The sequence below is a fragment of the Acetobacter sp. AAB5 genome, assembly GCF_050106715.1.
Lineage (GTDB): Bacteria > Pseudomonadota > Alphaproteobacteria > Acetobacterales > Acetobacteraceae > Acetobacter > Acetobacter oryzifermentans.
Genome location: NZ_JBNIEW010000013.1, coordinates 1 through 20,356, shown reverse-complemented (window position 1 = coordinate 20,356; position 20,356 = coordinate 1). Strand labels below are relative to the sequence as shown.

18 protein-coding genes and 2 tRNA genes are annotated in these 20,356 nt (G+C 49.2%); 5 read left to right on the top strand and 15 right to left on the bottom strand.

What is annotated here, in order from left to right:
* Window positions 1-24 precede the first annotated feature (24 nt).
* Window positions 25-1,179, bottom strand: coding sequence for a 2-C-methyl-D-erythritol 2,4-cyclodiphosphate synthase (gene ispF, locus ACP7IZ_RS11480; RefSeq protein WP_426849354.1), 1,155 nt, complete (start codon window positions 1,177-1,179; stop codon window positions 25-27).
* Window positions 1,180-1,240: 61 nt separating this feature from the next.
* Window positions 1,241-2,215 (bottom strand): glycosyltransferase family 2 protein, encoded by a 975-nt coding sequence (locus tag ACP7IZ_RS11475; protein WP_426849293.1) that lies wholly within the window; start codon window positions 2,213-2,215, stop codon window positions 1,241-1,243.
* Between the two features lie 253 nt (window positions 2,216-2,468).
* On the opposite strand from ACP7IZ_RS11475, the gene ACP7IZ_RS11470 reads away from it, so the two are divergent.
* Window positions 2,469-4,295 carry a glycosyltransferase family 2 protein gene (locus tag ACP7IZ_RS11470; protein ID WP_426849292.1) on the top strand — a complete coding sequence of 609 codons (1,827 nt, stop codon included), beginning with the start codon at window positions 2,469-2,471 and terminating at the stop codon, window positions 4,293-4,295.
* Window positions 4,296-4,369: 74 nt separating this feature from the next.
* On the opposite strand, the gene ACP7IZ_RS11465 is transcribed toward ACP7IZ_RS11470, so the two are convergent.
* The 9 genes from ACP7IZ_RS11465 to ACP7IZ_RS11425 all read right to left on the bottom strand — a co-directional run bounded on the left by ACP7IZ_RS11465 (window position 4,370) and on the right by ACP7IZ_RS11425 (window position 13,356).
* Window positions 4,370-6,544, bottom strand: a complete 2,175-nt coding sequence (locus ACP7IZ_RS11465; protein ID WP_426849290.1) for a hypothetical protein — start codon at window positions 6,542-6,544, stop codon at window positions 4,370-4,372.
* Window positions 6,545-6,698: 154 nt separating this feature from the next.
* Window positions 6,699-7,850 carry a UDP-galactopyranose mutase gene (gene glf / locus ACP7IZ_RS11460; protein WP_426849288.1) on the bottom strand — a complete coding sequence of 384 codons (1,152 nt, stop codon included), beginning with the start codon at window positions 7,848-7,850 and terminating at the stop codon, window positions 6,699-6,701.
* Between the two features lie 227 nt (window positions 7,851-8,077).
* Entirely contained in the window at window positions 8,078-8,824 is a 747-nt protein-coding gene (locus ACP7IZ_RS11455) for a DUF4422 domain-containing protein (RefSeq protein WP_426849287.1), read from the bottom strand.
* Between the two features lie 188 nt (window positions 8,825-9,012).
* On the bottom strand, window positions 9,013-10,761 hold the full coding sequence (locus tag ACP7IZ_RS11450; RefSeq protein WP_426849352.1) for a glycosyltransferase family 2 protein: 1,749 nt from the start codon (window positions 10,759-10,761) through the stop codon (window positions 9,013-9,015).
* Window positions 10,762-10,848: 87 nt separating this feature from the next.
* Window positions 10,849-10,925, bottom strand: a tRNA-Arg gene (locus ACP7IZ_RS11445).
* A gap of 36 nt (window positions 10,926-10,961) precedes the next feature.
* On the bottom strand, window positions 10,962-11,267 hold the full coding sequence (locus ACP7IZ_RS11440; RefSeq protein ID WP_035350573.1) for an ETC complex I subunit: 306 nt from the start codon (window positions 11,265-11,267) through the stop codon (window positions 10,962-10,964).
* 23 nt (window positions 11,268-11,290) lie between these two features.
* Window positions 11,291-11,367 (bottom strand) — tRNA-Pro (locus ACP7IZ_RS11435).
* Window positions 11,368-11,425: 58 nt separating this feature from the next.
* Entirely contained in the window at window positions 11,426-11,911 is a 486-nt protein-coding gene (gene gpt, locus ACP7IZ_RS11430; RefSeq protein WP_426849285.1) for a xanthine phosphoribosyltransferase, read from the bottom strand.
* 59 nt (window positions 11,912-11,970) lie between these two features.
* Window positions 11,971-13,356: a glycosyltransferase family 4 protein gene (locus ACP7IZ_RS11425; protein WP_426849284.1), complete on the bottom strand. Its 1,386-nt coding sequence runs from the start codon at window positions 13,354-13,356 to the stop codon at window positions 11,971-11,973.
* Window positions 13,357-13,439: 83 nt separating this feature from the next.
* Between ACP7IZ_RS11425 and upp the strand changes: the two genes are divergently transcribed.
* The gene (gene upp, locus ACP7IZ_RS11420; RefSeq protein ID WP_426849283.1) at window positions 13,440-14,108 is read left to right on the top strand and encodes a uracil phosphoribosyltransferase; all 669 of its coding nucleotides are present in this window, start codon (window positions 13,440-13,442) and stop codon (window positions 14,106-14,108) included.
* Window positions 14,109-14,147: 39 nt separating this feature from the next.
* Entirely contained in the window at window positions 14,148-14,399 is a 252-nt protein-coding gene (locus ACP7IZ_RS11415) for a hypothetical protein (protein ID WP_426849281.1), read from the top strand.
* Window positions 14,400-14,490: 91 nt separating this feature from the next.
* Here ACP7IZ_RS11415 and ACP7IZ_RS11410 read toward each other — a convergent pair whose 3' ends face one another.
* Window positions 14,491-14,736 carry a hypothetical protein gene (locus tag ACP7IZ_RS11410; RefSeq protein ID WP_426849280.1) on the bottom strand — a complete coding sequence of 82 codons (246 nt, stop codon included), beginning with the start codon at window positions 14,734-14,736 and terminating at the stop codon, window positions 14,491-14,493.
* 137 nt (window positions 14,737-14,873) lie between these two features.
* Window positions 14,874-16,214, bottom strand: coding sequence for a UDP-glucose dehydrogenase family protein (locus ACP7IZ_RS11405; protein WP_426849279.1), 1,341 nt, complete (start codon window positions 16,212-16,214; stop codon window positions 14,874-14,876).
* Window positions 16,215-16,492: 278 nt separating this feature from the next.
* On the opposite strand from ACP7IZ_RS11405, the gene ACP7IZ_RS11400 reads away from it, so the two are divergent.
* Window positions 16,493-16,831: a P-II family nitrogen regulator gene (locus tag ACP7IZ_RS11400; RefSeq protein ID WP_003625731.1), complete on the top strand. Its 339-nt coding sequence runs from the start codon at window positions 16,493-16,495 to the stop codon at window positions 16,829-16,831.
* An 84-nt stretch (window positions 16,832-16,915) separates the two neighbouring features.
* Here ACP7IZ_RS11400 and cysE read toward each other — a convergent pair whose 3' ends face one another.
* Complete coding sequence (cysE, locus tag ACP7IZ_RS11395) at window positions 16,916-17,785, bottom strand: serine O-acetyltransferase (protein WP_003625733.1); 870 nt, start codon at window positions 17,783-17,785, stop codon at window positions 16,916-16,918.
* 2 nt (window positions 17,786-17,787) lie between these two features.
* Window positions 17,788-19,038, bottom strand: coding sequence for a UbiH/UbiF/VisC/COQ6 family ubiquinone biosynthesis hydroxylase (locus tag ACP7IZ_RS11390; protein ID WP_426849277.1), 1,251 nt, complete (start codon window positions 19,036-19,038; stop codon window positions 17,788-17,790).
* Between the two features lie 369 nt (window positions 19,039-19,407).
* Here ACP7IZ_RS11390 and ACP7IZ_RS11385 point away from each other — a divergent pair, with 369 nt between their 5' ends.
* Window positions 19,408-19,971 (top strand): DedA family protein, encoded by a 564-nt coding sequence (locus ACP7IZ_RS11385; RefSeq protein ID WP_426849276.1) that lies wholly within the window; start codon window positions 19,408-19,410, stop codon window positions 19,969-19,971.
* The last annotated feature ends 385 nt before the right edge of the window (window positions 19,972-20,356 follow it).

Here is a 20,356-nt window from a genome sequence, read left to right as displayed (position 1 = left end):
ATAAGAAACCGTAATGGCGCCAGCTTAGGGCACCAGAACAGAAACTGTAGCCGTGCAGGCAATGCCTTCTTCACGCCCGGTAAAGCCCAGACGTTCGGATGTGGTGGCCTTAACGGAAATCCGATCCACATCCACTTCCAGCAAATCTGCCAGACGTTTGCGCATGGCTTCTGAATGCGGGCCAATTTTGGGGCGTTCGCAAATTAGTGTCAGATCCGCATTTACCAGCATGCCGCCGCGTTCACGGATACGCTGGCCTGCGTGCACCAGAAAGCGGGCGCTATCTGCGTTTTTCCACTCATTCTGGCTGGGTGGAAAATGGCGGCCAATGTCACCTTCCGCCAACGCACCATAAATGGCATCACACAACGCATGAATACCCACATCAGCATCTGAATGCCCGGCCAAGCCTTTGGTATGAGGCACCGTAATACCGCACAGGATGAGCGGACGCCCTTCCTCAAACGCATGCACATCGTAACCCAGCCCTACGCGCGGCAGAAGCGTGGGGCCGATCAGTCGTTCCAGACGCACCAGATCACCCTCATATGTCAGCTTGATATTGTCTTCATCACCCGCCACCAGCGCCACGCTGAACCCGGCATCTTCCAGCAGTTTGGCATCATCCGTTGCACTCACGGATGCAGCGCCACGATGGAGATCTAAAAACAGGCCAAAGCGGAAGCCCTGTGGCGTTTGGGCACGATAAAGATGATCCCGCGGGACGGTGCCATCAATCACACCATCTTTTTCCCGCTTGAGCGTATCCGCCACTGGCACAGCCGGAATGGCCCCAGGATGCTGCCCTAATGCAGAAACAACATTGCCGATCACCTGCGCGGTCACATACGGGCGGGCACCATCATGCACCAGCACGATATCCGGCTTTTCGGCTTCTGGCAGTTTATCCAATGCCTCCAGCCCGGCCCGCACACTGGCTTGCCGGGTTTCACCCCCAGCTACTGGCGGCAGAATCTTCAATCCTTCCAGCGCCTCGTTCAAGGAGGCAGGATCTCCGACTGGCTGAATAGAGGTGACATGAGGCAATAAAGCTTGCGCTGCATGACGGATTACGGGTTGTCCAGCCAGCAGCACGTACTGCTTGGGAATGGAAGAACCCGTAGTGGCGGCATAACGACTGCCCGTACCGGCAGCCAAAAGAATGGCGGCTACTCGCATGTACGAAGCAATGGGGCGGCCTGCCTTGTCCGTCAAGCCTCAAAATAGGCAGAGCACGGCTTTAGGGTTGGGACGTATGCTCTTTTTCCTGCGCTGGACGATAGGCTTCTACCAGATAAAGCGGGCGTTTTTTGGTTTCGTTAAAAATACGGCCCACATATTCGCCTATCAAGCCAACTGTCATAAGCTGGATACCGCCTAAAAACAGGATAACCGCCATAAGGCTGGGGTAACCCGCCACCCTGTTACCAAATAACAGGGTGCACCCAACAATCCAGATACCGTAGCACACAGCCAGTATGGAAATACCAAGCCCCATATATGTGCTTAACTGAAGCGGCAGCACAGAAAACGAGGTGATTCCCTCCAGCGCGAAGTTCCACAAAGACCAGTAATTGAAACTGCTCTTACCCGCAGAACGTGGGGCGCGATCATACAGAACGGCGCGGGATGGAAAGCCAACCCAGGCAAACAGCCCTTTCATAAACCTATGGCGTTCACGCAGTAGCAACAGGCTATCCACCAGCCTGCGGCTCATCAGCCGGAAATCCCCTGTATCTGGCGGAATAACCACTTTGTTGCCTAGCCGCTTCATGACACGGTAGAACATCCATGCTGTCAGCCGTTTGGGAATAGTCTCCCCTTCCCGCGTGTTGCGGCGGGCGTAAACGGTATCCACATCATCTGTCCATGCGGCAACCAGATCGGCAATAACTTCTGGTGGGTCCTGTAAATCGGCATCAATCACAATAATGCCGCGCGTACCCCGTGCATGATCCAACCCTGCTGTTAGAGCAATTTCCTTACCGAAATTGCGGGAAAGGTTCACAACACTTACGCGCCCATCCTGCTCTGCCAAAGCATACATGCCAGCCAACGTTTGATCCCGCGAGCCATCGTTTACGTAAACAACCTCCCACGGCGCACCAATCCCTTCCATAACGGCAGATAGCCGCTGGTGAAAAATTGGCAGAACTTCCTGTTCATTATAACAGGGTACAACCACGCTAAACGCTGGCGAAAAACCAGATGGCAAAATTTTTTCCTCTCAATCAAGCAAGCCATCAGATGTTGGAGCTTGCTCCATGCTGCCAGTTTATACAGATACCAAAGCACAAAAAGCTTAAATATAAGTGCTACAGATTTTGCCTAAAGGCTGTTGTCAAATCCGCAACAGGGTGCGGCAAATTCCCTCCAACACGGCATTCTCGGGCTTGCATCCCGCCTGTGGCAAACTAAAAGGGCCCCATATGGCGCTTTATATCTTCTTTCAGGGATAATATTACCTCATGGCCACGCAAGAAATATTAAAAGAAAATGTAAAGGATGCGCCTATGGTGCTCCAGAACATTATTTTTCCGGCTCTTCAGTCCGTTATCCCGGAAGATCTGTATTTTCGGGCTCTGAATGAAAAGGTTGAGCTTTTTCGTGCTGCGCCAGAAACACTTTCATTTCATGCGGGCGGACGCGCTGCCTTTGATACATACTTTAACGGCATTACCGTTGAACGGTGGCGTGAACTCTGTGCCATTGAGAACCTGAACCTGACACTGGAAGGCAAAGGCAAGTTTATTGTCCGCTTTGGGCTACATCAGCTTGGCCTGCCCCACCGGTGGTTGTTTGAACACACAGTGGAACTGGAAGAAGGCGCTCCTGTCTCTCTGGATCTGCCATTCTGGGCCGGTCTGGAACGCGGCCTGCTTTATATGTGGGTGGAAGCGCTGGAAGATGGTTACCTGCGCGGCGGCAATGTTTCCACCACACAGCAGCCAGTGCGAGATGCCCGCATGGCTATTGTTATCACACACTTTAACCGTAAACCGCACCTGCTCCCTGCCCTGCAAAAGCTTGAAGCTGGCCTGAAGAATGCACCACAGTGGAAAGACCGGGTGCAGGTTATTGTGGTCGATAACTCTCAAAACGTCACACCTGATGAAGCCGGAAGCGCGCTGGTTATACCTAACCGGAATCTGGGTGGCGCTGGCGGCTTTACCCGCGGGTTGCTGTACGCAAAGGACCACGGCTTTACGCACTGCCTGTTCATGGATGATGATGCCAGCTGTGACTTTGAGGCCGTTTGCCGTGCCTACATGCTGCTGAGCTACAGCACAGAAGACCGCGCCGCCATTGTAGGCAGCCAGCTGCGTGAAACTGTGCCTTGGCAGTTGCACGAAGCCGGAGCGCGTTTTGTAAAAGGCCGGTGGATTGCCCGTAAGCACATGCTGGACATGCGCAATATCCACCACCTTTTGCTTTCCGAAATGGATGATTCCGCTGCCAACTATGGCGGCTGGTGGTTCTTTGCCTTCCCCATTTCTGCCGTGCGCCACTTCCCCTACCCCTTCTTTGTGCGCGGGGATGACGCGGAATTCTCGCTCCAGAACAAATTCCCGCTGGTAACGATGAATGGCATCTGCTCCATGGCAGAAGACTTCAGCGTCAAGGAAAGCCCGATGACGCGGTATCTGGGCCTGCGCGCGACCATGGTACTGATGATGCTGAATGGAGAAGAAAAATCCAAACCGTATCTGGATGTTTTTCTGGTCTGGTTCCGTGGCGTTCTGTTCTCCTACAATTACGCCAGCGCCAAAGCATTAATCATGGCCATGAAGCACGTGATGGAAGGGCCAGAATTCTTTGTGCGCAACATGGACATGGCTAACGTACGTGCCCAGATTGGCGCCCTGACACCCAGTGAAAAAATGGTGCCTTATGATCTGAAAGATATTGAGGTTCTGCACCATCATCATCACGATGGACGTATCCGCCGCCTGGCACGGCTTGTCACTCTCAACGGCACACTTTTGCCAGCCGTATTGATGCGGGATGATGTGCGCTTCCAGTTCAAAGACTTTAACGCGGCTTTCCGTGATATCTTCCGTTTTAAACATGTGCTTTATTATCACGAAGCCACGCGCACGGGTTATGTCGCCACTCAGAACAGAAAACTGTTTTTTGAGCTCTGGAAAGAAGGTCTGGCAGTGTGTGCAAAATTTGCGCGCGCCATGCCTGCCCTGCAGCAAGCCTATGTCAAAGCGCTACCTAATATGACAACGGAAGATTTCTGGCGCCATGTTTACAAAAATGAACTGACAACAGAAGAAAAAAAGAGCTGAGTTTATTAACGCCTTTTTCTTAATCTGACGTATCAGAAAAAAGCCCGGCAATATTTTGCCGGGCTTTTTTAGTATCAGCGCATTTGCAGAATAAGCTGCAATTTTCGCTCTCGGCTGAGTTGCCACAGAAAGGCTACCAACCCCAACACCCCCATCAGCAGGCACACCAAAGCCAGCGGCCATGTGTGCGGGAAATAGGAGACTGTCAGCTTACCAGAACATCCTGCTGGCACATCAACCTGCACCAAAACATCCTGAAAACCACTTACGTTTACTTTACAATTCAAACCTTGCGCGGTGTAACCCGGCCACCACTGACGGGACAAAACCATCTGCACAGGCGCTGTATGCGCTGGCACAGAAAATGTCATGCTATTTGCTGTCTCACGCTCCACTGTCACGCCTGCTTGCGTGGAATACGCCAGATTGGATGGATACGTTTTGGGCGTAGAAAGATACAGCATTCCAGACGGCGCTGTAGCAACCTTATGGTATCCGCAGGCCAGCAAATCATGATGATATTTCTGGTAGGTATCGGAAGACACCACCATGCTGCTAACGGCAAACAGATCAAACAAACAGGGATTACCGGGCAGCATAACGGCAGATGCCAGTTTGGGAATAATATCGTCCGGTTTGAAAATGGTATGAGACGTATCATGCGTTAAAATGGCATCGGTATAATCCTGCCCATTGGGAGAATAGCCATTGAGCGCACGGATATTGTAATACCCAAACAAGCTTGATTGCAGATCTGCCGCTTCCTTTGGATGCTCCCTACCCCAAGGCGCAAACGAAAGCAGATTACCCTGCATGTTCACTGAGGCAGGAACAGAAACATGAGAAGGCAGCACATTCACCGGCAAGTAAATCCTCCCCAGAGAAGGCATGCTGGCGAGCATCAGCAACAAGGAAAATACTGGAATAGCCGCTGGAATAATAAGCCCAATATCTTTGCCGGTTATTTTCTTGCTTCTGGCATACAAAAACCACACCGCCACCAACGCAATGCTTGTTAAAAGCTCCAAAGCAACAACTTTGGGACGCTCAAATACATTTTTGGAAGCCGAAACAACAAACAGCAACGCGGTAATTCCAAAAAATACATTCCGTCTCACAGAACTTTCAACAATGTCCTTTTTTGAAAAAACATAGAATGTCGTAATTGCTGCAAATACAGAAACATACGGCACAAAACGCAAAGGCCAACGTAAAATACCCATTTGCGAGGGCATAAGAGCCAAAGCCGTTGTTATACCCAAAATAATCAAACAGGCTGCCAGCACACGATCCCGCACAGAAGTACGGAAGAAAATTGCAACCGGCAACGCAAACAGTGTGGAAAACCCAACAGGTATAAAAACAGACTTATACCCACCAAAATAATTCATGAATTCATAATAAGTTGGAGAAAACGTTACCAGTAACTGAGAAAGGCTGGGCACCATAAAATTATCTGCATTCTCCCACCCTGTTGCACGGTTAAGCAGCGGATGCAGAAACACGTATTCTGAATACACAGGAATGGCGGCTATGCCTGCCAATAACAAAGGCACACAACGCCGGAACAGAACCTTTATGGGATCTCCATATGCCAGATCCACACAACTAAAGCCTGCCACAACAGCCAGATAACCAATAAACCCATGCGGCCAGCCAGAGGCCAGAAGCACAAGTGTTGCAGCAAAATTAGCTATAACGGCCCCTGTGGTAATACGCTGGCGCAATTGGCAATACGTTGCAATGGCCAGCAAAGACCACGCATGCCCATTAGCAGCGTTCCACCATGGCCCGGCATATTGATATAAAAACACTGGGTTGATTGCGATTGAAAACCCAAGCAACAAAGAAATATCGCGCGATATTTCCAAGCTGCGACCTATAATATAACCGGAAATGCAGCAGATAAAAACGTTACATAAAGCATAAAACCACCCCGTAATAAGCGGATTGGTTGTAAGGCACGTTACCAAGGATGCCAGAATATTCTGCGGCGCAAAAATACCACGCTGCAATTCCACCATTGCGTTATCACCAATAAAAATATTCTTGGTGATGAACGGAATTTCTCCAGATAACCATGTCTGCCCATACTGGCGCAGAAAACCCAGATACTCGTTCTGGGAATCATCTATGGTGAAAAAGGACGGAAAGCGAACTTCGCATATCCCCACCACAAAGCACGACACCAGCAAAGCGTAAAAAACAGCTAAAAAACCGTTTTTTACGAAACTATTGTTTCTTGACATATCAGACCAAAAAAAATGGAATACCTTTCTCTTTTTCAACAGAAAGCGCCAAAATTATCAATAAAAACTAAATAAATTTTACGAAACTGCACAAAAAAACACCCATACAAATATATTGCATGGGTGTTTCATAAAATATTACAGAAAATTACTATCAGGTAGGATCAACAAAAAACGCAGGGAGTGAAAGTTCCGAGGCCTTCAATGCCGTGTCGATCACATCGCACGCAGCCAGCGCTTCCTTGATGGTAACATCCATATCCAGATAACGGTACGTGCCCAAACGCCCCATAAAGGACACGCCTTTTTCTGCACGTGCCAGCTCGATATAGCTTTCGAGCATCTTCTTTTCGTTTACCAGCCGGATGGGGTAGTAAGGAATATCGTTTTCGCCTGCCAGACGGCTGTATTCACGGAAACAAACCGTTTTGGAGAACTTGTCCTGTTCCCACGGGGCAAAGTGTTTGTGTTCAGAAATACGCGTATATGGCACTTCTTCATTACAGTAGTTGATAACCGCAGTGCCCTGATGGTCACCATCATCTACAAAGCGTTCAAAATCCAGCGTTCTGTAACCTAAACGGCCCAGACGGAAACCAAAATACCGATCAATCGGCCCCGTATAGAATACGTGCTGGAAATCTTCTTTCAGGCTTTCAAAAGAACTGCCCAACCGGACATCAATGCCTTCAACGTTCAGGATATTCTGCACAATGGCAGTATAACCTTCTTCTGGCATACCCTGATACGGGTGGTTGAAGTAGTTATCATCATAATTGAAGCGCAAAGGCAGACGCTTGAGAATGGAAGCCGGAAGCTGCGTAGGCTCTAGCCCCCACTGCTTGCGCGTGTATCCATAAAAGAATGCCCGATACAGGTCCGGGCCAATCATGCTCAGCGCCTGTTCTTCAAAGGACTGAGGGTTAGTAATGCTTTTATCCGCCTTGCTTTCAATAAAAGCACGCGCTTCCTTCGGCCCCATTGTAGTACCGAAGAACTGGTTAATGGTCAGCAGGTTAACAGGCAGCGTGTAAACGTGCTCGTTAGAAATGGCTTTCACACGGTTTACATAAGGCTTGAACGTGCCAAATTTCTGCACGTAGGCCCATGTGCGCTCATCTGCGGTGTGGAAAATATGAGGCCCATATTTGTGCACCATAACACCGGTTTCAGCATCACGCTCCGTGTAACAATTCCCACCAATATGGGAGCGTTCATCCACGACCACCACTTTATGACCGCGCTCTGCCAGATGACGGGCAATAACGGCACCACTAAACCCAGCGCCCACAACACAAAATGTCATACGTTTTTCAACCCTTCAGCCCTAACTTTAACAACAAACAATACCGGTTTAATCTTTAAAGAATGTATATCCCTTTACCACACTTTGGCCAACAACTTGCCTAAGCTCATCAGGCATTAAGGTTTTTCGTACATGAAGCCTATAATATAGCCAAGGCAAGTGGCACGGCATAGGAAAGGAGGCCCCATAAATATGGAGCCTCATCTTTCCCACAGAACTACATAAACTTAAAGAAATTCAACAACAGGACGTTCCTCAATTAAGAGCTTGTCCCTATTATGCAGCAACCAGACACCCATAATTCTTTCAGAAATAAAGCCAAAAATTCTTTTCTGGTAATCAGTATAATTATTGAAAAACTTCAAATCAGCCAAAGGAAGAAGTATTGAAAAAAGCCATTCACAGTATCTATCAACAACAGCCTTCTTACCAACAAACATGTTGTATCGGTAAATAGCACACTCTTCTCTCATGAAAAATCTATACGCATCCATATATTCTGGGTGCAATCTTTGTATCATTCTTTCAACAAGAAACATGTCATCAATATTATGGTACAATCTATAATTGTGTAAAACGTTCCCTACATCCTGCTTCAAAGAAACCACAAGATCGACATCACCCGTAAGGTAATCAAAATCATTCCCTGCGGCTATTTCTTCTCTTTCAATCTTTTCATCTGGATTAGACGGCGTCTTATAAAACAGATTATTTCCATACGTTTTTTTTGCAAAAAAACGTCGATAATGACTCAACCCAACAATGTCGGATGTTTTGTCATTTTTCCACATCCAATATAAGGCTGTTAATTCACAGAAGCAGTAATTGAGATCAGATATATTTTGCCCTGTATCATCACCCATAAAATTTGTTACTATATTCTTATTCTTTTTCCCACATAACATTGGAGTATAAATATTATCAAAAGGATTTTGAAAGTTATCGTGGCACGCGGTGTATATTGTTACTTTCATAATTACCTCGAGGAGCAAAATTTTATCTTATAATAGAAAAATGCAAATATTAAAAGACTCAATCCATCAACAGTAAAATACATTGATTTCCAAAAATATCCCCCTCAAAAACCTTTTCGAAAAACCCCCGCAAAATAAAAAATAATACATTAATGTGTAAACAACATTAAATACAAATATTAATGATTTTATTTATATACAGATATCCAAAAATTTCGACTGCATAATGTAGATAATTTATTCCTATACGACTTTCTCAAAAACAGTGCCTTCAAAATAAATACAATACTTGTTTTGAAAAAAGCCCATGTAAGAGCCACCAATCGGAACCTGTTAAGTTCCACCTCAAAAATATCTGAACTTTCATATTTACGATAAACAATGCGCTGATGCCTGAATGTCAGCCCCAGTAAACCGCTTGTGTATTCCCCTACATATGCCGGTTTTTTACATAAAGCCCATCCTGGCAGAAGGTGCCCGTTTAAGCTCACAAGCCTCACACATCTCCTCAATGTTGTTTCTAATTGCCCTTCGTAATGAAACGGATGTGATTGAAAATATGCTGGTTCTTTACATTGCACAGCTTCTTTTTGGATACGCTTGGCAAGGGGCATAAAATCCAGATTTTGCCGCCAGAAATCCGCCCCTTGGCTTACATCTTGAAATGCCAGCAAAATAGCCTGCGCACTTTGATACCTGCATGACAACGCACACCATAAAAAAGCGAGCCCCATCATTTTTACAGCCGGTAATGCGCGCCCTTGCCCCACCATAAGGTAGATAGCCAAGGATGCCCGCATACCCAAGTAACGGGTAAAAGCACTTTCCTTGCTCAAAAAGTGTTCAGAAAAACAGGCAATGCCATTTACCGTAACAATATTAAAACGGTTCATCAGGCCAAAAAGCGCATCATCCCCCCTCACAAAAAAAGGAAATGGATAGGCTGATACGGCATCTAGCCTGAACGCAAAAAACCACCATCCACCATAAACGGGCTTGCCTGTATCCTGCTCCAGCTTCAGCAGATTTTCTATAGACCTCACGTCCTCGTCTTTATGTAAAGGACGAAACACCCCCGCTGAAAATTCAGCCCCCTTTTCCTGCACACTCCATGGCTTTTGATCGTCCAGCAATGTACCTGCCAAGCCGATGTGCTTATCTACACTGTAAGCCAACATAGCGTAGCAACGCCGTATAGCTTCAACCTCGCAGGAAATATCATCATCCATGAACAGACAGTGGGTGAAGGTGCCTTGCTCATGCAGATATAAAAGGCCGCGCGCAAAACCACCGCTGCCGCCATAATTATGATTTTTGATAACCTTGGCCCCCGGCACCTCCGCCGGATCAAGGTTGGCTGAATTATCTATAACAATAAAATGGATCACATCCTGATAGGCAGTGTCTTGCAAAAGCGCCTTTTGCACCCGCTGGATGGAATTACGCACATATTGCTGCCGGTTAAAATGCGTGATGACAACACCCAACTGCGGCACCTGCACCATGGGCGAGGATGTTGCAAAATATACGTCCTCTACCGTGCACTCTGACTGAGCCGTTACACTAAAATACAGCAGACCTTCAGATAATGTAGGCCACGCTGATATTTCCTCCGTGCAGCGTATTTCACCCTCAATTTCTTTACTCCAAAGAGGTGTGACAACATCTGTCTTGGAACGATGAAAAAGCGTTACCTCACCTTGCCCGCGTATATGCAAGCTCAATAGCAGGCGACTTACACCACCGGCCTGTTTCCATTTTTTTACGGAAAACGCATTGTAAAATGTATCAAAAGTAAATGCCTGCCCCAGCTTTAGCCGAAAGGCTGAGGAAGATGTATCAGCCACACGCTCTGGCAGCGCAGGACGTGCGTACATTGCATCGCATTGCTCCAGCCCTTCAGTTGGCAAGATAAGACGATGCAAAACCGTAAGCATGGCAGCACTTTCAAACGGAGCGTGAAAAGACACATCCGGCTTTAGCGCACACAAACGCCTACTGCACCCTGTATTTTAGGAAAAAATTGGCGCGCCCTGCTGGATTCGAACCAGCGACCCACAGCTTAGAAGGCTGTTGCTCTATCCAACTGAGCTAAGGGCGCTTTACGCCCTACGCATAATAGGGAAAAGCAAGAAAATCAATGCGTCCAGTTTTGGATGCGATCATAACGGAAGTTATCTGCATATACTTTGGGGCGACGCATACGCGGCGCTGTTTCTTCCACCACATACGCAATGTGTTCGCGTTGCGCATAAGCTTCCGCAGCTTCACGACTATCAAAATACAAATGTATTTGAGATTGTGGATCTGCGCTACCGGTCCACCCCATAAGGGCGCTCTGCTTACGTGGAGCAGATTGACCGTATTCAAAAACCCACTCTCTGGTGCCAGCTAAACCTGACTGACCAGCTGGCTTTGACTGCCTATAAATACGCGCCGGCATGATGTTGCCTCCCGCTTTATTTATGGTCGGGGCGCCCGGACTCGAACCGGGGGCCTCGTGTACCCAAAACACGCGCGCTACCAGGCTGCGCCACGCCCCGAACTGAGCGCTTGTTTAAGCGTCTATTCGGAGTATGGCAACCCTCTGATGATAAAAAATTAGTCAGCCATGCTTTTTTTGCTTTTTGCCAGCGGCGGCACAAACAAAGGCGCCGTATCCCACGGGAACAAAACCCAGGTATCCTGCGGCACTTCTGTAATAAACAGATCTGTCAGTTCCTTGCCGGCAGGTTTGGCATACAAGCATGCAAAATAGGCTTTGGGCAGTTTTTCACGCACCACACGGGCCGTCACACCAGAATCAACCAGATCATCAATAATCAGGAAACCTTCTCCATCACCGGCGGCAACGGGTTCCTTAATAATCTGGGGCTTGCCCATATTTTCTTCATCATACGTCACGACAGAAATGGTTTCTATCAGACGGCACCCCAGTTCACGCGCGGCAATAGCTGCGGGAATCAACCCTCCGCGTGTTACCGCCACAATGCCTTTAATGGGCATTTTAGGCATCAGCGCCTCTGCTAACGCACGTGCATCACGATGCAACTGATCCCATGTTACCGTGGCATAATTCACAGCCATTCAAGCGTTCCCTTTTCCATCCATTCTGCAAACAATGCTTCTGTCGTGCCGTCGGGCCATTACATGACTGTTTGCCACAAAGTCTCGGCGGCTCGGCTCCAACCTATGGGCCGAAAACGTGTCTTTATCTGTTGCTCCATAGCTGCCAGGCGCTGCGGCTGATCCAGAACGTTACGTACAAGCTCCAATGCCTGCGATGCGTTATCAGGGTCAAACATTTCTGTCAGCCCCATCCCTGCTTCTGGCAGGGAAGACGCAGCAGAGGTCAGGCAGGGCTTTCCCCAATGTAGGCTTTCTGTCACCGGTAGGCCCCAGCCTTCATAAAATGAAGGAAAAATCGTAAACTGCGCCTGCTTATAAAGCTGCGCCATACAGCTATCCGATGGCCTATCTACCCACACAACGTGCCCATTCAGCCACGCGCTATTTTCAAGCTGCTGCAACAGATCGTCCACCAGCCACCCCTGCCCGCCAGCAATCACCAGCTTCGGCACGGTATTGGCTGGCCGTTCCTGCAACAACCGCCGCCATACTCTTACTAAAAGCGCATGATTTTTACGCACTTCCAGCGTGCCAGCACATAAAACATAAGACCCCAACTGCTTTATGTGCTCTTGAACAGAAGGAGGTGCGCTTGCTGGATCTGCCTTAGAAAACCCGCACCCCATAGGCACTACAATAACGGGAACAGAAAGCGGCTTGCCGCTGCGTTGTGCATAAGACAACACATCTTTCTGGGTAGATTCGGAATTCGCAAAAATAACATCGCATTCCGGCACAACCTGCTCATACCAACGCCGAAATACAGCAGGCAAACCGGGCTGGCACCATTCTGGCCACAAAAGCGGCACCAGATCATGCACCAAAACCCCAATACGCATGCCGTATTGCTGCCGACACTGCAGCAACAGTTTTTGATACATGGCATGGGACCATGATGCCCCCAGCGAAAGCAGGATATCCCCCTTTTGAGGAGAAAAAGCCTGTTCCTGTGCACTAAAATCATCTTTTTTGTGCAAATTATGAGAAGCCAGCTCCCATAAGCCGCGCACAAGCATTCCTCCTGCCTGCATCGCACTCTGGGTATTTCTGATCAGCTTACCAGCAGGAACGCGTACAGAAACAGGCACATGCTGCCCACATTTTTGAAGCAAACTTTGGTTTGTAAGGTGTGAGGTAGAAAGGCTGCGTATCTGCATGCTTTCTGGTTGCTCAGCCCCCTGCCCACTCAGGGCTTGCCAAACCGCCTGCACCTGCGCCCAAGACACCACCACAAAGCCTGTGCCCTGAATAGTGTGCCGCACAAAACCAATGTGGCCAGCCATACGCGGATCAACCATAAAAGCTGCACAGATTTCCAGCACAACGCGTTGAATACCCGTAAGCCGTGCACCTGCTTGTGCAAAGGCAAACAGATCTTCCACATCCATCCAGATACGCTTCATGATGGCCTTCCTTTTTTCTATCCGCACGATCTGGATAAAACATATTCTGCATCTGCAAGAAAACGTGGCAGACGCGCTTTTCCATGATTATAGAGGGTTGCATGACAAGTCATGCTGTTACTCCCCTCCCTCCCCTTGTGCTGGATCATCCGCTTATCAAGCACAAATTGACCCATTTGCGGCGCGCAGAAACCTCTACTGCCGGTTTTCGTCGGCTAGTGCGCGAACTAAGCTTGCTGATGTGCTACGAAGCCACCCGCGAGTTGCCATTAGAGCCAGTAGAAATCCAAACACCTCTGGAACCCATGGTGGGTGAACAACTGGCTGGGCCAGATGTTTGCTTTATTTCCATCCTGCGTGCTGGCAATGGGCTTTTGGATGGCATGCTGGACTTGGTGCCATTTGCGCCGGTGGGCCATATTGGTTTGTACCGTGACCCCGAAACACTGGAAGCTGTAGAATATTATCTTAAGCTTCCCTCTCAGGTTTCTTCCCGCCGCTGTATTGTTGTTGATCCCATGTTGGCTACAGGGCACAGCGCGGCAGCCGCCATTACGCGGTTGAAGGAAAAAGGGGCACGCAAGCTACTGTTTACCTGCCTGCTTTCTACCCCAGAAGGCATTGCCTGCTTGCAAAAAGCGCATCCAGACGTGCAGATTATGACATGTTCTATTGATCGCGGTTTGGATGAACACAGTTACATCGTTCCCGGTTTGGGTGATGCTGGTGATCGCCTTTTTGGCACACGTTAAGCGCTTGCCCCTTGGCATGCATTTTTGTGGATCCGTGATATGAAATTGAAATCCGCTACCGTTCTTGCTGGCCTTCTGCTTGCTCTTACTGCCTGCCATGAACAGCCAGCATCAGACAGCACCCCCTTGTTCCATGATAAGGCGCACCAGAAGGCCCCTCCGCCCATTATTGAAGATGAGGATGAAAACCCTCATGGCGGCCCTGCCTTAGATGAAAACGATGGCTACCGCCCAGACTCATCTAAAGCAAGCGGACCTTACCTGGGAACGGGAGCTGGCGGCTCACCGTAATATCTCAACCGTTACCATTACACTTTTCATAAAGCCCTATTCCTGCAACTTCTGTGGCTTACTGGAATAGGGCTTTCATTTAGCGCCAAACTTACTCATCCATTTCTGGAACACTGCCAATACGTTCCAAAAATTCTGGTTCTCCATAATCACCGGCTTCTTCATCCACCTGCATACGCACCACCAGTGCTCCGGCCACAGAAAGAACGCCTGCCCGCACCTTTTCTATCCGGCGATGCGCATCTTCCAGATTACGGCACAGAATGGCAGATCCACCTTCTAACTTCGTACCCCGCCAGACAAATGGCTGAAAAACGATATGTTCAGACAAAGACATGAGACCCTCCTCAGCTTTTTATGTTCTACATTTGTTCACATAAAAATTGCAAGCTCAATTAAAATAGGTTCCATAAAAAAAAGCCGTGGCCCTTACGCTAGGCTACGGCTTTCTAAGCATTGCGCTGCTGTGTAGCGTTACGGACGCCCAACAGACAAATACGAAAAACCAGATTCACGCATAACGGCTGGATCAAAAATATTGCGCAAATCTACAATAATCTTATTTCGCATACGCTGCGCCAAAGCATCTGGTGAAATGGATCGAAACTGCTCCCACTCCGTTAAAACCACCAAAACGTCAGCATCCTGTGCGGTCGCCAACGCATTTTCACAATATGTCGTTTCTGGTGGCAAAAGCGATTTGGCAGCCTCCATGCCAACCGGATCATAAGCCTGCAAGCGTGCCCCGCCCTCAGCCAAACGGTGCAAAATGGGAATGGAAGCTGATTCCCGCATATCATCTGTTTCAGGCTTGAAGGTCAGGCCCAGTACCGCCACGGTCTTATTGTTTACCGAACCACCACACGCCGCAATAATGCGGCCCGCCATGGCCGCTTTACGGGCCTCATTCACCTGCACTGTGGTTTCTACTAAACGACACCCGCTTTGGGCTTCCTGCGCGATGCGGGAAAGAGCCAGCGTATCTTTGGGGAAGCAGGAACCACCATAACCGGGGCCAGCATTTAAAAAGCGGCTGCCAATACGATCATCCAGCCCCATTCCGTAAGCCAACTCCTGCACATTGGCCCCTAATTTTTCACACAGATCGGCCATTTCATTAATGAAGGAAATCTTCATGGCCAAAAAGGAGTTGGACGCATATTTGGTCAGCTCTGCCGTTTCCAGACCGGTAAAAACCAATGGTGCATCAATTTTCTTCAGCGGCTCATAAACCCGCTGCATAACAGCTTCGGCACGGCGTGCGCGTTCTGGCTGTTTTTGATCCAACCCGATGATAACCCGATCTGGGCGCATACAATCATCAATAGCGCTGCCCTCACGCAGGAACTCAGGATTGGAGGCTACATCAAAATCCAGATCCGGGCGGGTGGCGCGAATAATTTCGGCTATTCTGCGGCTGCTGCCCACTGGCACTGTGGATTTGGTGACAATAACAGCATAACCTGTAAGAGCTTGTGCAATCTGCCGGGCCGCTGCGTGTACATATTGCAGATCCGCTGCACCATCCCCATTCCGTGGCGGCGTGCCCACGGCAATAAAAACAGCCTCTGCGCCAGCAACAGCCTGTGCAATATCATCCCCAAAAGTCAGGCGTCCGGCACGTGCATTGGTTTCAACCAACACATCCAGGCCCGGTTCATAAATAGGGATACGACCTTCGCGCAAAGCAGAAAGGCGGTCTGGATTTGTTTCCACCACGGCAACATGCAGCCCAAATTCAGCAAAACATGCGCCGGAAACCAGTCCAACATATCCGCCACCAATCATGGCTATACGCACGAGCAACTCTCCCATCCTGCCATAAGGTCACACCCTGCTTTATGTACAAATATCAGGGGAACTCAACAGCGGCATCAATGCCCTGTGCAGCCAACATACGCAATGTGAAAAGGTAAATATTGGTTTTTGCCTGTTACTTTACCCCGTTTACACCCCGAAAAATGAAAGGCACGCGCCTATACGCCAAGTGGAGCCTTCACATTTACGCTCACCAAATATTCGCCTAGCGCAAGTCAATTTAATATGTCACTATCGAAACGGAATAGACGGACATTTAATGGAGTAAAGAGCGCATGAAACTGGTTACTGCGATTATCAAGCCTTTCAAACTTGATGACGTGCGCGAAGCTCTGGCCCCTTTAGGTATTCAGGGGTTAACAGTTTCTGAAGTGAAAGGCTTTGGCCGGCAACGCGGCCAGACCGAGATTTATCGTGGTGCAGAATATCGCATCAGTTTTCTGCCCAAGATCAAGGTTGAAATTGTTATCAAAGATGACATGGAAGACATGGTTGTGGAGGCCATTGCCACAGCAGCGCATACTGGCAAAATTGGTGATGGCAAAATTTTTGTAAGTGATATTTCACGCGCTGTGCGTATTCGCACAAAAGAATCTGGCGAAAGTGCTCTGTAACCAAGTTTTCGCGCGCTACGTTACTTTAAAAATACATTACTGAAGGAAAATATATTTCCTTCAGTAATTTCCTTTTGCTTCCAATCAAATAATATAATCAATTGGCGGCAGTGTCTGATCCATATTCAGGGCAGGCATACGCCCGGTATGGCGCACACCAACCTTACGGGCTGGGTTACCTACAACCGTTGTAAAGGGCGGCACGGGTTCCAGCACAATGGAACCAGCGCCAATTTTGGCACCCTCACCAATTTCAATATTTCCCAAAACCTTGGCACCGGCACCAATCAACACGCCACGCCGCACCTTAGGATGCCTGTCTCCAGAATGCTTGCCTGTACCACCCAGTGTGACGTTTTGCAGAATGGAAACATCATCTTCGATAATGCAGGTTTCCCCTACAACAATGCCCGTACCGTGATCGAATAAAATACGCCGACCAAGGCGCGCTGATGGATGAATATCGACAGCAAACAACTCCGATGCACGGCTTTGCAGATGCAACGCCAGATGCCGCCGTCCCTCTGCCCACAACCAATGCGCCACCCGATAGGTTTGAACTGCCTGATAGCCTTTAAAGAACAGAAACGGCGTTACAAAATCCGGGCATGCGGGATCTCTTTCTCGAATCGCCAGTAGATCAGCCGCCGCGGCACATACAATATCCGGCTCTGCATCAAAGCCTTCTTTAACAAGCTCTGCCAAAGCATCGGATGCCACAGACCGATCCCCCAGCTTGCGCCCGATCAACGCCGCCAGCGCAGAAGAAAAATCTGAATGACTGCGCACGCCTGTCGCCAGCAACCCCTTCACCAACGGATCATGGCAAACACAGGCCTGCTGTGTCATCTGTTGCCACAGAACATTTAGCTGAGGCGCGCAGATTGAACTGTCTTCATCAAAATGGCTGGCTTTGACGGCAGCCTGAGCACCGTCATGCGTTGCTGCATCCATTTTTACAATCCCATAGCGTGCTTTACAAAGGCTTTACGCAGGGCGGGCAAACGGTTCACCCCCGCAATACCCACATCACGCGCAAACCTTAAAACTGGATTATTGTTACTGAACAGCCTGTCCAGCACATCGGTTGCTGCAAGCATAAGCATGTTGGCTGGGCGGCATTCTGCCTGATAACGCGCCAGCAACTCAGGCGCTCCCAAATCTTTGCCGCGATGATGTGCTGCAATCAAAATCTTGCTTAGCGCAATAATATCGCGAAAACCCAAATTAAGCCCCTGCCCAGCTATGGGATGGATACCATGCGCGGCATCTCCCACCAGAACCATGCGGGTATCCGTATAACGTTGGGCGTACTGGGCAGACAGAGGATACGTCCACCGCCGCCCCACAGGCTTGACCTGCCCTAAACGATTATTGCCCATCCGGCGCTGAAGCTGCATGGCAAACACATCGTCCGGCAATGCTGCAAAACGCTCTGCCAAGCCATCATGATCGCTCCAGACAATAGCGGACATGTAAGGGTGTTCTTCATTCCCCGGCAAAGGGAGTTGCGCAAATGGCCCTGCGGGCAGGAAGTGTTCAAGCGCGCTGTTATCATGCGGGAATTCATGCGCAATGGCGCAAACAATAGCCGTTTGCCCATAAGACAAGCGCGTAAGCGGAATACCAGCCTGAGAACGCAAACGGCTTTTACGCCCATCAGCCGCCACAATCAGCTTTGCCTTAAAACTGCGCCCATCATGCAGGGTTACGGTTGCCCCTTCCTTATGCCGCACAATGCTGGCTTCAGCCGGGGCCAGCAGTGTAATTTCTGGCGTAGTGTGCAGGCTGGCGTTTAACGCTACACGCAAAGAGCGTGCCTCAATCATCCATCCAAATGGCTGATTGGCATCTTCCCGCGTGAACTCCAGAAATAGCGGTGATGCGGGCTCACCCGGCCGCCCATCCGTTACAAGAATATCCTCAATCGGGCAAGATGGCAGAGGCAGAGCCTCCCACACACCAGCTTCTTCCAGATACGCTTTGGGGCCAGCAGCAATAGCATAGGCCCGGCCATCAAAATCTGGGTCTTCCATAGGCGGCAGATCCGCCTTGTCCACCACAGCCACTTTGATACCCGCCTGCGCCAAGTGGCACGCCAAGGTTCCCCCAACAGGCCCAGCACCAATAATGCAGACATCTACATCTGAAATGGGCATCTGCGCGTGTGCTGCCGCTGCGGGCTCAGCATGGGCTGTCTGATGCATAGGTTCGTTCCTTAGCTCATAAGCGCCACACGTTTCGGGCGCATCTTCTCCAATTCAGGAACAGTCTATACACCAGCCCCCTGCTCTTGTAATGAATTTGTATCAAACAACCAAAAAAATCATGACATTACAGGAAGTTAGGTTATTCTGAAAAACTGCATAACACCCAGAAAATCCATAATGGCTGAAGGTGCAATCTTGCCATGCGCGAAAGTCACTAGCCCGTTTTTTTGGATTCCATCATGGTTTGCCAGCTTCTTCACGCTTCATTGAACACTCTAAGGATTATTTCCCCTGCTTGAGCATCTCGACTATCTGCTGCAGCATTATGGATATGGAATTATCACCATCATTGTCATGATGGAGAGCATGGGCCTGCCCTTACCAGCGGAAACCTGCATTATCACGGCTGCGCTTTACAGCCTTAAAACCCACCATCTGGGTATTGAGGGCATTACTGCGGCTGCGGTTCTGGGGGCCATTATCGGAGATAATTTCGGTTATCTGATCGGGCGCCATGTCGGGCTACCGCTTTTACAGAAACATGGCGCAAAAATTGGCCTAACAGCAGATCGCCTCCTGTTAGGGGAATATCTGTTTCACCATCATGGCGATGCCATTGTTTTCTTTGGGCGCTTTATCTCTGTTGCACGCGTGTTTGTGGCATTGCTGGCAGGAGCGTGCCAATTGCGGTGGCCGCGCTTTATGCTGTTTAACGCCCTTGGCGGCACTTGCTGGGCTGGTGGCTATGCTATTGGCACGTACATTCTGGGCAATCAGATTACCAAATTGTCCGGAACAGTCGGAACATGCGTGGGTGTTATTGGGGTTATCTGCATTATCGGGAGCGCCATCTTCCTCAAAAAGAATGAGAAGAAGCTCATGCAGCGCGCCCTTGCTGAAGCCAAGACAGGCCAGTTCCCCCCGGCCTGAAAGATGTATGCTGATACTACCCTAGAAAATTATAAATTTTTACCCTAAATGCCTTTACCTCTGCACGCTTTCCAAATTCCATTGGCAAACACGTAAGGTAAAGAAAGCACACAATATGAGATGGTTTCGATCCCGCCTGATATGTCGCCTTCTTGGCCATAAATGGTCACCTTGGCAGCGTGAAAATTCATGGGGCAACAATACGGAATTTTTGCACCGTCACTGCCTGCGACATGGATGTTTGGCTACTGAGAAAAAGAATCAGGCACGATAGAGGCTGGGCCTTCTGCTCTGGCGGCATGGCCTGCCAAGGCGGCGTGCATGGTAGCAGTAAAGGCCACCATGCAGGAAAAAAGAAGGTTACGCGCCATAACCCTGCGGGTGG

Bases quoted from the DNA above. Each gene is read 5' to 3' on its own strand.
- ispF (WP_426849354.1), bottom strand. From the start codon at position 1,179: ATGCGAGTAGCCGCCATTCTTTTGGCTGCCGGTACGGGCAGTCGTTAT.
- ACP7IZ_RS11470 (WP_426849292.1), top strand. From the start codon at position 2,469: ATGGCCACGCAAGAAATATTAAAAGAAAATGTAAAGGATGCGCCTATG.
- ACP7IZ_RS11465 (WP_426849290.1), bottom strand. From the start codon at position 6,544: ATGTCAAGAAACAATAGTTTCGTAAAAAACGGTTTTTTAGCTGTTTTT.
- glf (WP_426849288.1), bottom strand. From the start codon at position 7,850: ATGACATTTTGTGTTGTGGGCGCTGGGTTTAGTGGTGCCGTTATTGCC.
- ACP7IZ_RS11455 (WP_426849287.1), bottom strand. From the start codon at position 8,824: ATGAAAGTAACAATATACACCGCGTGCCACGATAACTTTCAAAATCCT.
- ACP7IZ_RS11450 (WP_426849352.1), bottom strand. From the start codon at position 10,761: ATGCTTACGGTTTTGCATCGTCTTATCTTGCCAACTGAAGGGCTGGAG.
- ACP7IZ_RS11440 (WP_035350573.1), bottom strand. From the start codon at position 11,267: ATGCCGGCGCGTATTTATAGGCAGTCAAAGCCAGCTGGTCAGTCAGGT.
- gpt (WP_426849285.1), bottom strand. From the start codon at position 11,911: ATGGCTGTGAATTATGCCACGGTAACATGGGATCAGTTGCATCGTGAT.
- ACP7IZ_RS11425 (WP_426849284.1), bottom strand. From the start codon at position 13,356: ATGAAGCGTATCTGGATGGATGTGGAAGATCTGTTTGCCTTTGCACAA.
- upp (WP_426849283.1), top strand. From the start codon at position 13,440: ATGATTATAGAGGGTTGCATGACAAGTCATGCTGTTACTCCCCTCCCT.
- ACP7IZ_RS11415 (WP_426849281.1), top strand. From the start codon at position 14,148: ATGAAATTGAAATCCGCTACCGTTCTTGCTGGCCTTCTGCTTGCTCTT.
- ACP7IZ_RS11410 (WP_426849280.1), bottom strand. From the start codon at position 14,736: ATGTCTTTGTCTGAACATATCGTTTTTCAGCCATTTGTCTGGCGGGGT.
- ACP7IZ_RS11405 (WP_426849279.1), bottom strand. From the start codon at position 16,214: ATGGGAGAGTTGCTCGTGCGTATAGCCATGATTGGTGGCGGATATGTT.
- ACP7IZ_RS11400 (WP_003625731.1), top strand. From the start codon at position 16,493: ATGAAACTGGTTACTGCGATTATCAAGCCTTTCAAACTTGATGACGTG.
- cysE (WP_003625733.1), bottom strand. From the start codon at position 17,785: ATGGATGCAGCAACGCATGACGGTGCTCAGGCTGCCGTCAAAGCCAGC.
- ACP7IZ_RS11390 (WP_426849277.1), bottom strand. From the start codon at position 19,038: ATGCATCAGACAGCCCATGCTGAGCCCGCAGCGGCAGCACACGCGCAG.
- ACP7IZ_RS11385 (WP_426849276.1), top strand. From the start codon at position 19,408: ATGGGCCTGCCCTTACCAGCGGAAACCTGCATTATCACGGCTGCGCTT.